We start from the raw sequence: 13,269 nt of genomic DNA on the forward strand, positions 1-13,269 counted from the left end.
AGTGTATCTTTATCACATCTTCGTTGTCTACATGTTAAAATAAACAAAGACGGGAATGATAAAGGAGGATTCATAGGCTGTGATCACCATTGATGAGCAAATGACACACGATATTCCATTTTTACATATCGTAAAAGCTGAAAATAAAGATAAACCACTGCCACTTGTATTTTTTATACATGGATTTACAAGTGCACGCGAGCACAACTTACACTTCGCCTTTCATTTGGCGGAAAAAGGCATGAGAGTCATTTTGCCTGACTGTGCTTATCATGGTGTAAGATCAGAAAACCTCAGCTTAGAGGAGCTGGCATCAAAGTTTTGGGAAATCGTCCTGAACGAAATACGTGAAATCGATATCTTAAAAACATATTTTCAAGAAAAACAATTGATTGAAGCCGATCTAATAGGTGTTGCAGGTACTTCCATGGGAGGCATCACGACCTTTGGTGCACTCGCAAAACATGATTGGATTAAAGCGGCAGTCAGCTTGATGGGCAGTCCGAAATATACGACATTCCTACAAGCACAAATTATGGACATGCGGCACAAAGGGTTGATGAAAGAGATTACAGATGAAGAGGTTCATCAGCAATTAGACGCGCTGCGTCCTTATGATTTAACGCTACAAACAGATCGATTAAACAAAAGACCGCTGTTATTCTGGCATGCAGAAAACGATCCAGTTGTCCCTTACAGACATGCAAAAGCTCTTTATGACGAGTTAGCAGAAACCCAATATAAAGAAGATCCGCACCTGATTCGTTTTATTACAGATGGACAGGCTGGCCATAAGGTCTCAAGACAAGCGATGTTTGAAACCATTGACTGGTTTGTGACACACCTGAAAAGCACAAACGTTTAGCCAAAAGGAAAAGTACGTTATACTAGTTGAAAAAGGAGTGGATATCATGGATGAAGCATTGAAAGAAAATATTTTAGGCGCCCTAGAACAGGTGATTGACCCTGAGTTAAACGTAGACATCGTCAACCTTGGACTTGTCTATGATGTCGATCTTGATGAGAATGGAAAAGCGGATATCACAATGACTTTAACATCAATGGGCTGTCCCCTTGCACCAGTTATCGTCGATGAAGTCAAAAAAGCATTAAGCGACTTGCCTGAAGTGAAAGAAACAGAAGTTCACATCGTATGGAATCCACCTTGGACACGTGACAAAATGTCAAGATACGCTAAAATTGCGCTTGGTATTCAATAAGTAAATACGACCTGGTATGAGTAGAACTCGTACCAGGTTTTTTTATGAAAAATTAAGGTAGAGGAGGAGTATGGCTTGATATAATGGATGTAATTTTATAGAACGGAGTACCTATAATGAAACGAAAGTGGATATGGATCGTCCTTTTGATGGGATATGGTGCTGCCTTTTTTGCATCAGTCTCTATACGTGAAGATCAAGCACACAAAAGACAAGGACTTGAGGCGTTTACAGATGTGAGTCACCTCATGCCGGTCAAAATAAAAAAAGTCGTGCAAGGAAAAGAAATAGAATCTTTAAAAGAAGTATTAGAAGAAGCAAAAGAGAAGAATCTGCCCATTTCAATCGCCGGAAAGCAGCATAGTATGGGCGGCCACACGTATTATGAAAATGGCATTGTACTAGACATGACGAAATTTCGCCGAATCGTATCATTTAATGAAAAAAAGAAGACCATTCGGGTCCAGAGCGGCGCCACATGGGATGATATTCAAACATATGTGAACCCATATGGTCTTGCAGTAAAGGTGATGCAATCTCAAAACATCTTTACGATTGGTGGCTCGTTAAGTGCAAATGCACATGGACGTGACATTCGCTACGGCTCACTTATTGACACTGTGCGCTCTTTCACACTGTTAAAAGCAGATGGAGAGATCATCACAGTAAAGCCTAGCGATGATTTATTTACTGCCGTGATTGGAGGATACGGCTTATTCGGTGTCATTTTAGATGTTGAGCTTTCCTTAACAAAGGATGAATTATATAAAATGGAGACAACCTCTCTACACTTCGATGAATACACTGATTATTTTCAAAAGCATGTAAAGAACAATAAAGAAGTGCGCATGCATCTCGCAAGAATCTCTACAGCGAAAACAAATTTTTTGAAAGAGATGTATGTGACGAATTATTCACTTACTTCTGATCAACAGATCGATCCATACCGCGAGCTCAAAGAAGATCAGCTCGTCATCCCTTTAAAATTTATGCTCGGCCTTTCGAGAAGATTTGATATGGGGAAAGATTTGCTATGGAACTTGCAAAAGAAGTATTTTCAAAGTCAAAATGACCAGCTGATCACAAGAAATAACGTGATGCGGTCTGATTCTGCTTTTTTAGAATATGAAAATGAGTCAGATACCGATGTGCTTCAAGAATACTTTGTTCCAGTTGATCGTTTTCGTGCGTATATCGATGACATGAGAGGGTTTTTACAACAGGAAGAATTGAATTTAATGAACATCACGATCCGCTACGTACAAAAAAATGAAAAAGCGGATCTCTCATATGCGAAAGAAGATATGTTTGCACTTGTTTTGTTAGTGAATTATGGTTTTGAGAAAGAAGAGAAGGCAGAAGCAGAGCGGGTCATCCGGCAAATGACAGATATCACCTTGCGGCACCATGGAAGCTATTACTTACCATACATGCCTTATCAAACGAAAGCACAAATGAAACAAGCGTATCCAAAAACCGATCTATTCTTTCAAAAGAAAAAGCAAGCAGATCCAGATGGCAGATTTATCAACTACTTTTATGAAAGGTACAATACACAATGAATGCTAAAGCAATGAAATGGTTCGTCTATTCACAAAGTCTACTGTTTTTCGCCAGTAGTCTCATTTTCCCTTTTTATATTCTTTTTATTAAAAATGTTGGGTCGAGCTATTCTCAATTTGGTCTTGCTTATGGTCTGTTTGGTTTGAGCGGTGCGTTCATTCATTTATTATTAGGAAAACTTCCTGAAACGACCGACAGGCGTCTCTTTTTAATCATTCATTCGTTTGGTATGGCGTTTCTTCTTCTCCTTTTTCCACATATCACAGAAGTAGAGCAAGTTTATATGATTCAGATTGCCTTAGGTGTGCTAGGTGGTGTTCAGAAGCACGGAGAGAAACTGCTCGTCACCGAACTCACAAATGAGAAGAAGCGAATGAAAGAAGTTGGGCACTATCATTTTTGGACAGCGCTTTTTTCATCTATCGCCATCATGCTTGGCGGCCTGTTTGCTGATTTTTTCACCATTCATTTGATTTTTTATGCAAGTTCCCTATTATATTTATGCAGTGCGCTTTTGGTTCTCAATATGAAGAACAATAGATAAAATCCGCATGTCTCACGAAGATATGTGGATTTTTTTATGAAAAAAAATGAAAACAAATATTAAATATACAATTGAATTAATTTTTATACATGTTATAATGTTAAATAATTTCACAAAGATCAAGAGGGTGTATTGACGTTGAAAATAGGTATTATAGGTGCTACAGGGTACGGTGGTGCGGAATTAGTTCGTATCTTTAAGCAGCATCCACATGTGGAGGAATGTATATTGTATTCATCAAGTGGTGATGGGCAATTATACAGTCAATCTTATCCGCATCTGACAACGATTACTGACCAAACATTAAAAGCCATTGATCCGGCTGCCATTGTGCAAGAAACAGATGCTGTGTTTTTAGCGACACCAGCAGGCGTTTCAAGTGAACTCACACCGAAGCTCATGAATCAAGGGGTGCCAATTATTGATTTATCAGGTGACTTGCGCATTCAAGATGGGGCCGTTTATGAAGCGTGGTATAAACGAAGGGCAGCGGATGATGCATCGGTTCAACAAGCTGTATACGGATTATCTGAATTGAATCGTGATACCATTAAGCAAGCGGAAGTCATTGCAAACCCAGGCTGCTTTCCTACTGCAGTTCTTCTAGGTTTAGCACCGCTGATGAAACAGAATTTAATCGATGAATCTATGATCATAATAGATGCAAAAACCGGGGTGTCCGGTGCAGGACGATCAGCCTCACTTGGCACACATTTTTCAGAGCTGAACGATAACTTTAAAATTTATAAGGTGAATGAACATCAGCACACACCTGAAATAGAACAAGTACTTAGAGAATGGAACCCGCAAACGGCGAACATCACATTTTCAACACATCTTGTCCCGATGACAAGAGGGATTATGGCGACGATGTATACACAATTGAAAGCAGATGTCACAAAAGTAGAATTAATGAAACGGATGAAGGACTTTTATGAAGATTCCTATTTTGTAAGAGTGAGAGATCATGGGATATATCCGCAAACAAAAGAAGTATACGGCAGTAACTTCTGTGACATTGGTTTTCATTTAGATGAGCGAACAGGCAGACTGACGATTGTATCTGTCATAGATAATCTCATGAAAGGCGCAGCCGGCCAAGCGGTTCAAAACTTCAATATCATCAAAGGCTTACATGAAGAGGCGGGCCTCACAATGACACCTCTCTATCCATAAGAACAGGGGAGACAACAAACATGATCGAATTGAATGAAAAAAGTATTGTCAAAATAGACGGGGACGTATCATCACCAAAAGGTTTTGAAGCAAAGGGGATTCATATAGGATTACGCTATTCAAAAAAAGACCTTGGCTTGATCATCAGTGAAGTACCAGCAGCGAGTGCAGCGGTATACACTCAAAGTCACTTTCAAGCTGCGCCTCTTCAAGTCACACAAAAAAGCTTGAAAAAGACGGGCAAACTAAAAGGTGTCATTGTCAATAGTGCGATCGCCAACGCATGTACAGGTGAGCAGGGATTAAAAGATGCATACGACATGCAGGCAGCCTGTGCAGACATGTTAGGGACAGAGCCTGATTACATTGCTGTTTCTTCTACTGGTGTCATTGGAGAGTGTCTGGATATGGATAAAATCAAAACAGGCATCGCTCAGCTAAAAGAAGCAAAAGCAGGAAATGGCCACTTTGAAGAAGCGATTCTAACAACAGATACAGTCATTAAAAATACGACATACTCCTTGACGATAGACGGGAAAGAGATTCTCATTTCTGGTGCAGCAAAGGGCTCTGGTATGATTCATCCGAACATGGCAACAATGCTCGGGTTTGTCACAACCGATGCAAATGTCGAACAAGAAGCTTTGCAAAATGCTCTTCGTGACATTACAGATGTGACGTTTAATCAAATTACCGTCGATGGAGAAACATCAACTAACGATATGGTGCTTGTGATGGCAAATGGAATGGCAGAAAACCAGGCACTGAATGAAGAACATCCAGAATGGCCATTGTTTAAAGAAGGATTAAAACTAGCCTGCGAAGATCTAGCAAAAGAGATTGCAAGAGACGGAGAAGGCGCAACTAAATTAATCGAAGCGAAAGTTGTTGGTGCAAAAAACAACTTAGAAGCTGGTATTATTGCAAAAAAAATCGTAGGTTCAAGTCTTGTGAAAACAGCCGTATACGGTACGGACGCCAACTGGGGCCGGATTGTCGGAGCAATCGGTCATAGCGCAGCTTCTGTCACGCCAGAAGAGGTGGAAGTTTACTTAGGCGGGCAATGTCTGTTTAAACATAATGAACCCCAGTCTTTCTCAGAAGAGGAAGCAAAAGCGTATCTAGAGCAGGATGAGATTACGATTTTCATTCAAATGAATGAAGGAAATGGTGAAGCGGCCGCATGGGGCTGTGACCTTACCTATGATTATGTGAAAATTAACGCGAGCTATCGCACATAATGAAGGAGATAGACATGGATAAAACGATCGTGTTCAAGTGTGGAGGCAGTGTCATTCGAGAACTTTCCGATACCTTTTATGAAAATGTCCGCTCACTTCAAGCTGCTGGATTTAAACTGGCTATCGTACATGGCGGAGGTCCTGAAATCACGAGCATGCTGCAAAAATTAGAAGTGAAAACGGAATTTGTAGATGGACAGCGCAAAACAACAAAGCCGGTGTTAGAGGTAGCCGAAATGGTCCTTTCAGGAACGGTGAATAAATACTTTGTTTCAGAGCTGGCAAAGCATGATATATCATCTGTCGGTGTATCTGGTAAAGATGGACAGATGCTTGTCGCCGATTTTCTCGATCAAGATGTATATGGGTACGTTGGCGAAATCAAAGAAGTCAATCCAGAGATGGCAGAAGCACTAATGGAGAAACAATTCATTCCCGTCATTGCGCCGCTATCTATGACCGAAGAATGCCAAACGTTAAATGTAAATGCTGATCTTGCAGCATCAGCAGTCGCAGGAGCTATGAAAGCTGATAAGCTCATGTTTGTCACAGATGTGGAAGGAATTTTAAAAAATGGTGAGCTGTTAGACGTTGTCACCGAACAAGAAGCGCTCAAGCTCATCGATGAAGGTATTATTTCCGGGGGAATGATTCCAAAAGTGCAATCTGCGCTAAGTGCTTTATCAGGAGATGTGGATGAAGTCATGATTGTGAATGGAAAAGGCAGTATTTTTACAGGAGATACCTTTAAAGGAACTCGAATTGTAAAACAAAAGGAGGCGGTCCTGTGAGTCATCTCTTTCAAACGTACGGACGGTGGAATGTTGAAATTAAAGAGGCAGAAGGTTCTTGGGCAGTTGATACAACTGGGAAAAAATATTTAGACTTTATACAAGGCATTGCGGTCACGAATTTAGGTCACAATCATCCAAAGGTCAATCAAGCCATCAAGAAGCAGCTTGACGAGGTCTGGCACGTATCAAATCTATTTGAAAATGGACTGCAAGAAAAAGCAGCGGAAAAGCTGGCAGCAAACAGTTCAGGAGATCTCGTATTTTTCTGCAACAGCGGGGCTGAAGCGAATGAAGGGGCTATCAAATTGGCCCGAAAAGCAACAGGTAAAACAAATATTGTGACGTTTTTGCACTCTTTCCATGGGCGCACGTATGCTGGTATGGCTGCCACAGGTCAAGATAAAATCAAAACTGGTTTTGGACCGATGCTGGAAGGCTTTCATTATATACCGTTTAATGACCCTGAAGCGATCACAGCGTGTGAAATCGATGATGTCGCAGCTGTCATGCTGGAAGTGGTGCAAGGTGAAGGTGGAGTGAATCCAGCTACAGCTGAATTTCTAGAAGCCGTTCAAACGTTTTGCAAAAAACATCAAGCACTTCTGATTGTAGATGAAATCCAAACGGGTATTGGGCGAACAGGGACAGCATTTGCCTATGAGCAATCGGGACTTGATCCTGATATTATTTCAGCCGCAAAAGGTTTAGGAAATGGGTTTCCAGTCGGTGCAGTGATAGGGAAAAAAGCTTTAGGGGATGCATTTTCTCCAGGCTCTCATGGCACAACATTTGGTGGGAATATGCTCGCTATGTCAGCTGTGAACGCAACCCTTGATGTGATATTCAAAGAAGACTTTCTTTCAGAAGTGAAAGAAAAGGGTGCGTATCTCTTAAAGAGACTGCAAGAAGTCAAACAGCTGAATATCGTGAAAGAAGTACGGGGCAAAGGATTAATGGCAGGGATTGAGTGTCACCAGCCAGTAGGTGATTACATCACAGCCCTTCGAGCGCAAGGTTTGCTGGTGCTTCCAGCTGGTCCGAATGTCATTCGTTTATTACCTCCACTGAATGTCAAAAAAGTTGAATTGGATCAAGCAATAGAAGTGGTCATTCAAGTGTTAGCAAATGAAGCAGTAACGGTCTAAATTTTTTTACACTAGAACGCATAAACATGCATTTATATTATTAATTATTCAATATGGGGTGACACAAGCATGAAAGGTTATTTAAATTTAGAAGATGGAGCCTCTTTTGAAGGAGATCTGACAGGAGAAGCTGGCATGACAGGTGAAGTGGTCTTTTTTACAGGGATGACAGGTTATCAAGAGGTGCTCACAGATCCTTCTTATAAAGGACAAATCATTGTCTTCACATATCCGCTCATCGGAAATTACGGCATCAATCATGAAGACTTTGAGAGCAAAAAACCACAAGTAAAAGCGGTCGTTGTCTATGAGGCAGCTGACCATTTTTCTCATCACCTTGCAGCCGTAAGCTTAAAAGATTATTTACAGAAGTGGAACATTCCGCTTCTTACACATACAGATACTCGCGCAGTCGTGCAGAACATTCGAGCCAATGGAACGATGAATGCAGTGCTTAGTTTAGACGAAAATGAAACGCCACCTGCAATGAAGCAAGACAATGTGGTTGAGCAGGTCACAGAAGATGAAGTATACACACAAGGCAGCGGCGAGGATCATGTAGCGCTCATTGATTTTGGCTTTAAAAAATCAATTGCGGACTCACTCGAAGCGCGCGGCTGTAAAGTCACAGTGATTCCGTACAAACAAATGGAAAAGGTATTTGATATCAAGCCAGATGCGATCCTTTTGTCAAATGGACCTGGAGATCCAAAAACAATGAAGCCATATTTAAAAACCATTCATGACATCATGATGACCTTCCCGACACTAGGCATTTGCTTAGGTCATCAATTAATTGCTCTTGCGCTTGGCGGGGATACGTATAAGCTTCCTTTTGGCCACCGCGGAGCGAATCATCCGGTACAAGATACAGAATCAAAACGTGTCTTTATGACAAGCCAAAATCATAGCTATGTGGTCAATGAAAAAAGCATGAATGACAAAGAAGTGGACGTCAAATTCCTCCACGTGAATGACGGATCTGTTGAAGGATTCATTCATAAAGAGAAGCTGATAATGTCCGTTCAATTTCATCCAGAAGCACATCCAGGCCCTGCAGAAAGTGAATGGGTATTCGATGATTTTATTGAGAAAGTGAAACAAGCAAGGAGAGAAGTCGCACATGCCTAAAGATCAAAGCATACAAACCATTCTAGTCATCGGGTCCGGTCCAATCATCATTGGTCAGGCAGCAGAATTTGATTACTCAGGGACACAAGGTTGTATGGCCTTAAAAGAAGAAGGCTACAACGTCATTTTAGTGAATAACAACCCAGCAACCATTATGACAGACGAGTCATTTGCTGATGAAATTTATTTTGAACCGCTTTCAGTTGATTCAGTGACAAGAATCATTGAAAAAGAGAAACCAGATGGTCTTTTAGCCAATCTTGGCGGACAGACGGCTTTAAACCTTGCTGTCGAGCTGGAAAAAGCCGGTGTGCTGAAAAAGCATGGGGTAAAACTGCTCGGAACGTCAGTTGAAACAATTGAAAACGGTGAAGATCGTGAGAAATTCCGTGCTCTCATGAAGCATTTGAATGAACCTGTACCAGAAAGTGAAATTGTGGATAATGCGAAAGACGCCCTTCAATTTGCAAAAGAAGTGGGCTTTCCTGTCATTCTTCGACCAGCCTACACACTTGGTGGTAAAGGGGGAGGCATCGCTTTAACTGAAGAGGCTTTTAAACCGCTGATTGAAGGTGCTCTTCTAGCGAGTCCGATTCATCAGTGCTTAGTTGAAAAAAGCATTGCTGGCTTTAAAGAAGTCGAGTATGAGGTCATGAGAGATCGTCAAAATACGTGTATCACTGTATGTAACATGGAAAATATCGATCCAGTTGGTGTGCATACAGGTGACTCGATTGTCGTTGCACCGTCACAGACATTAACGGATCAGGATTATCAAATGCTCCGCTCAGCAAGCTTAAAAATTATTTCAGCGCTTGATGTCGTTGGCGGCTGTAATATCCAATTCGCTCTTGATCCACTCAGCAAAGAATATTTTGTCATTGAGGTCAACCCTCGGGTCAGCCGGTCTTCTGCTCTTGCATCGAAAGCAACAGGCTATCCGATTGCCAAAATGGCGGCAAAACTTGCGGTCGGTTATACACTAGATGAATTGAAAAATCCGCTTACAGGAACAACGTATGCTAGCTTTGAGCCGGCACTCGATTATGTCGTGGTGAAATTCCCGCGCTGGCCGTTCGATAAATTTAAACAGGCAGACCGGAATTTAGGCACAAAAATGAAGGCGACTGGTGAAGTCATGGCGATTGACCGTAATTTAGAATCTGCCATTCAAAAAGCAGTCGCATCACTTGAAATCAAAACAAAGGGCTTTCACTTGCCTGAACTGAAAGAACATTCGACTGAACAGTTATTTGAATTAATCAAAACACCGGACGATCGCCGTTTCTTCGCTGTCATGGAGCTGCTTTCCAGACAAGAAACCGTTGAAACGATTCATAAAACGACGAAGATTGATCTGTTTTTCTTACATGTCTTCAAGAATATGATCACACTCGAACAAGAATTGAAGAATCATCAGGGGACGCTATCCAAAAACACCTTAATAAAGGTGAAAGAAAAAGGTTTCCTTGATGAAACAATCGCTTCTCTGACGGATCGCAGTGAACAAGATATCAGACAGCTTCGCCAAGAGTATGGCATTGCCGCTTCATTTAAAATTGTCGATACATGTGCGGCTGAATTCGATGCAAAAACGAATTACTTCTATTCTACGTACTTTGGCAAAAGTGATGGAGAGCATCAAGAGAAAACAAAGCAGCGTGCACTCATCATTGGCTCCGGTCCGATTCGAATTGGGCAGGGAGTCGAGTTTGATTATAGTGCCGTTCACGGCGTTCTTACTCTACAAAAGCTTGGATTTGAAACCATCATGATGAACAACAATCCAGAAACGGTTAGTACCGATTATGAGATTGCAGATCGTTTATACTTTGAGCCGATCACGTTAGAACATATTTTAAACGTAGTTGAAGCGGAGCAAATTGATTTTGTCATCGTTCAATTTGGCGGGCAGACAGCAATCAATGTGGCGGAAGGTTTAGAAAAAGCCGGCGTTACCTTGTTAGGCACGTCCTTTGACACACTAGATGCATTAGAAGATCGCGATTTATTCTATCAGCTTCTTGATGAACTGAATCTTCCTCATGCAAAAGGAGATACAGCTCATTCAAAAGAAGAAGCACTGGGGCATGCTACAAGCATCGGGTACCCTGTTCTTATTCGTCCATCATATGTCATTGGTGGAATGGGCATGATCGTTGTTCATACAGAAGCTCAATTGGCAGAACTACTTGATCAGCCAGATCATTTACCTTATCCGATCTTAATTGATGAGTATGTCACTGGAAAAGAAGTGGAAGTGGATCTTATTTCAGACGGACAAACGACATTCATTCCAACAATCGTTGAGCATATTGAAAAAGCGGGCGTACACTCAGGTGACAGCTTTGCCATCTTGCCAAGTGTCTCTATTAGTGAAGACATCAAAGAGCAGGTGTATAACGCTTCTGAACAAATCGCAAAGAAATTAGCTTTTAAAGGCATTATGAATATTCAATTTGTGATAAAAGGGAACCAGGCGCTCGTATTAGAGGTGAATCCTCGGGCAAGCCGGACTGTTCCAGTTGTAAGTAAAGTCATGGGTGTTGACATGATCCCAATGGCGACTCAGCTGTTAGCTGGTGCAACGCTTGAAGAATTGAAACCGGCAACGAAGAATAAGGGGGGCACAGCTGTTAAATTCCCAGTCTTCTCCTCACATGCCATTCAAGATATCGATTTAAAGCTGACACCTGAAATGAAAGCGACGGGTGAAGGAATGTGTGTTGGAAAGAACGTCGAAAGCGCGTTGAAAAAAGTGTTTGCACCGATCTGGAAACAAAAAGGAAGCCTCTTTATACAAGGCAGTGAATTATTCGTAGATGAAGCAAAACGAGCAGGCTTTGACGTCTGGACTGGCAGCTTTGAATCGTGGCTGCAACAAGACGATAAATCGCTTCACATTCATTTAGGTAATGATGAAGAGGCAAAAGAACAGCGTGTAAAAGCACTCACACATGGTGTTCAAGTTCTAACCGAATATGAAACAGCGCAAGCGTTCCTGCAAGGAAAAGATGGAGATGTATCACCAGTATCTCTCCACGAATTATATAAAAAGGAAGTGACGGCATGAGCCAAGTCGACGTGCAACCGGCATTATACGGAAAAGACTTTTTATCGTTAAAAGACTTTTCGATCAATGACATTGCGTACTTAATTGAAAAAGCAGAAGAAATGAAACAACATCCATATCAAGATTTATTCAAAGGAAAAACATTAGCGATGATCTTTGAAAAATCTTCAACTAGAACCCGTGTCTCGTTTGAAGCGGGCATGACGCAGCTAGGCGGACATGCGCTCTTCCTCAGCTCAAATGATCTGCAAATTGGCAGAGGAGAAACGATTGGTGATACAGCGCAGGTGCTGTCTGGGTATGTAGATGGCATTATGATTCGAACCTTTGAACATGAGAAGGTAGAAGAACTTGCAAAATACGCCTCTATTCCAGTGATCAACGGACTAACGGACTACTCTCATCCATGTCAGGCACTGGCTGATTTACTGACGATTAAAGAAGCAAAAGGCACACTAAAAGGTGTGAAAGTGGCGTACATCGGTGATGGGAATAATGTGGCTCATTCCTTAATGGTTGGCTGCGCGCAGTTAGGCTGTGACATTGCCGTTGCATCACCAAAAGGCTATGAACCTCTTCAAGAAGTGACAGAGACTGCCCAGGCGTTTGCAAAACAATCAGGCGCAGAAGTCATCGTCACAACAGATCCAGTAGCTGCTGTTCAGGATGCAGATGTCATTTATTCAGACGTATTTACAAGCATGGGACAGGAAGCTGAAACAGAGAAACGTCTAGCTGAATTTAAAGAATATCAAGTCAATGAGGAACTCATGCAACATGCAGCAGCAGATTATATCTTCCTTCATTGTCTGCCGGCACACCGAGGAGAAGAAGTGACGGCTGATATCATTGATGGACCACACTCTAAAGTATTCCAGCAAGCAGAAAATCGCTTGCATGTGCAAAAAGCGTTAATCAAAGAGCTCATGTATCAACAACCTAAATAAATCACAAGTGTCCCTGTCTCGACTGAGCAGGGACTTTTTACATGTTGGATTGGAGAGACAATGGACGGGACATAATAACATCAATCGAGAAAGGAGGATGGAAATGGGTCAACAGCATCAGTTTAAATCTGGTAATAAGGCACCTAATAATGGTGTTTATATCGAAATCGGTGAGACCGGTAGTATGGTGAAAGATCCTTTAAAGATAAAGCTTAAAGCAGGAGACGTCTTTCCGGATAACTCGAACCATAACCGTGTTTGGACTTACCAAAGAAAGCCGTAAGCAATTGACTAAGAGTCCATATGAATAAGTCTTTAGAGGCATGTGTCATGCCTCTTTTTTCTTTATAATAAAAAACAATTAAGTTCCAATTTTCAAATAAATAGTATGAAAAAAAGAAAGATTAAGGTAAAATATGTAAGAATAGTATAAGG

12 protein-coding genes are annotated in these 13,269 nt (G+C 41.5%); all 12 read left to right on the forward strand.

The features are described 5' to 3' along the window. Positions 1 to 79: 79 nt before the first annotated feature. The gene (locus NSQ11_RS05525; RefSeq protein ID WP_041093094.1) at positions 80 to 865 is read left to right on the forward strand and encodes an alpha/beta fold hydrolase; all 786 of its coding nucleotides are present in this window, start codon (positions 80 to 82) and stop codon (positions 863 to 865) included. Between the two features lie 46 nt (positions 866 to 911). Next, complete coding sequence (locus tag NSQ11_RS05530) at positions 912 to 1,220, forward strand: metal-sulfur cluster assembly factor (RefSeq protein WP_003211530.1); 309 nt, start codon at positions 912 to 914, stop codon at positions 1,218 to 1,220. A gap of 116 nt (positions 1,221 to 1,336) precedes the next feature. Next, positions 1,337 to 2,782 carry an FAD-binding oxidoreductase gene (locus tag NSQ11_RS05535; RefSeq protein WP_048001696.1) on the forward strand — a complete coding sequence of 482 codons (1,446 nt, stop codon included), beginning with the start codon at positions 1,337 to 1,339 and terminating at the stop codon, positions 2,780 to 2,782. Continuing rightward, a complete protein-coding gene (locus NSQ11_RS05540; protein WP_048001695.1) occupies positions 2,779 to 3,327 on the forward strand; it encodes an MFS transporter in 549 nt (182 codons plus the stop codon). Before NSQ11_RS05535 ends, NSQ11_RS05540 begins: the two co-directional genes overlap by 4 nt. A 138-nt stretch (positions 3,328 to 3,465) precedes the next feature. Next, positions 3,466 to 4,503 (forward strand): N-acetyl-gamma-glutamyl-phosphate reductase, encoded by a 1,038-nt coding sequence (gene argC, locus NSQ11_RS05545; protein ID WP_048001745.1) that lies wholly within the window; start codon positions 3,466 to 3,468, stop codon positions 4,501 to 4,503. Between the two features lie 20 nt (positions 4,504 to 4,523). After that, positions 4,524 to 5,744, forward strand: coding sequence for a bifunctional ornithine acetyltransferase/N-acetylglutamate synthase (gene argJ / locus NSQ11_RS05550; RefSeq protein WP_007499060.1), 1,221 nt, complete (start codon positions 4,524 to 4,526; stop codon positions 5,742 to 5,744). 14 nt (positions 5,745 to 5,758) lie between these two features. Next, positions 5,759 to 6,535 (forward strand): acetylglutamate kinase, encoded by a 777-nt coding sequence (gene argB / locus NSQ11_RS05555; RefSeq protein ID WP_017360181.1) that lies wholly within the window; start codon positions 5,759 to 5,761, stop codon positions 6,533 to 6,535. After that, entirely contained in the window at positions 6,532 to 7,683 is a 1,152-nt protein-coding gene (locus NSQ11_RS05560) for an acetylornithine transaminase (RefSeq protein ID WP_050827143.1), read from the forward strand. Before argB ends, NSQ11_RS05560 begins: the two co-directional genes overlap by 4 nt. Before the next feature lie 69 nt (positions 7,684 to 7,752). After that, positions 7,753 to 8,814 carry a carbamoyl phosphate synthase small subunit gene (locus NSQ11_RS05565; RefSeq protein ID WP_017367005.1) on the forward strand — a complete coding sequence of 354 codons (1,062 nt, stop codon included), beginning with the start codon at positions 7,753 to 7,755 and terminating at the stop codon, positions 8,812 to 8,814. Then, on the forward strand, positions 8,807 to 11,887 hold the full coding sequence (locus tag NSQ11_RS05570; RefSeq protein WP_050827144.1) for a carbamoyl phosphate synthase large subunit: 3,081 nt from the start codon (positions 8,807 to 8,809) through the stop codon (positions 11,885 to 11,887). The genes NSQ11_RS05565 and NSQ11_RS05570 overlap by 8 nt, the downstream gene beginning before the upstream one ends. Continuing rightward, positions 11,884 to 12,834, forward strand: a complete 951-nt coding sequence (gene argF, locus NSQ11_RS05575) for an ornithine carbamoyltransferase (protein ID WP_017360177.1) — start codon at positions 11,884 to 11,886, stop codon at positions 12,832 to 12,834. The genes NSQ11_RS05570 and argF overlap by 4 nt, the downstream gene beginning before the upstream one ends. A gap of 103 nt (positions 12,835 to 12,937) precedes the next feature. Further along, the gene (locus NSQ11_RS05580) at positions 12,938 to 13,117 is read left to right on the forward strand and encodes a YjzC family protein (protein WP_008348517.1); all 180 of its coding nucleotides are present in this window, start codon (positions 12,938 to 12,940) and stop codon (positions 13,115 to 13,117) included. Positions 13,118 to 13,269: the final 152 nt, after the last annotated feature.

Origin of the sequence: Bacillus sp. FSL W7-1582, from assembly GCF_038593325.1 — a bacterium.
Lineage (GTDB): Bacteria > Bacillota > Bacilli > Bacillales > Bacillaceae > Bacillus > Bacillus altitudinis.

What these genes read in the sequence shown, in the direction of transcription:
- NSQ11_RS05530 (WP_003211530.1), top strand. Translation starts at nt 912, where the DNA reads ATGGATGAAGCATTGAAAGAAAATATTTTAGGCGCCCTAGAACAGGTG.
- NSQ11_RS05535 (WP_048001696.1), top strand. Translation starts at nt 1,337, where the DNA reads ATGAAACGAAAGTGGATATGGATCGTCCTTTTGATGGGATATGGTGCT.
- NSQ11_RS05540 (WP_048001695.1), top strand. Translation starts at nt 2,779, where the DNA reads ATGAATGCTAAAGCAATGAAATGGTTCGTCTATTCACAAAGTCTACTG.
- argJ (WP_007499060.1), top strand. Translation starts at nt 4,524, where the DNA reads ATGATCGAATTGAATGAAAAAAGTATTGTCAAAATAGACGGGGACGTA.
- argB (WP_017360181.1), top strand. Translation starts at nt 5,759, where the DNA reads ATGGATAAAACGATCGTGTTCAAGTGTGGAGGCAGTGTCATTCGAGAA.
- NSQ11_RS05565 (WP_017367005.1), top strand. Translation starts at nt 7,753, where the DNA reads ATGAAAGGTTATTTAAATTTAGAAGATGGAGCCTCTTTTGAAGGAGAT.
- NSQ11_RS05570 (WP_050827144.1), top strand. Translation starts at nt 8,807, where the DNA reads ATGCCTAAAGATCAAAGCATACAAACCATTCTAGTCATCGGGTCCGGT.
- argF (WP_017360177.1), top strand. Translation starts at nt 11,884, where the DNA reads ATGAGCCAAGTCGACGTGCAACCGGCATTATACGGAAAAGACTTTTTA.
- NSQ11_RS05580 (WP_008348517.1), top strand. Translation starts at nt 12,938, where the DNA reads ATGGGTCAACAGCATCAGTTTAAATCTGGTAATAAGGCACCTAATAAT.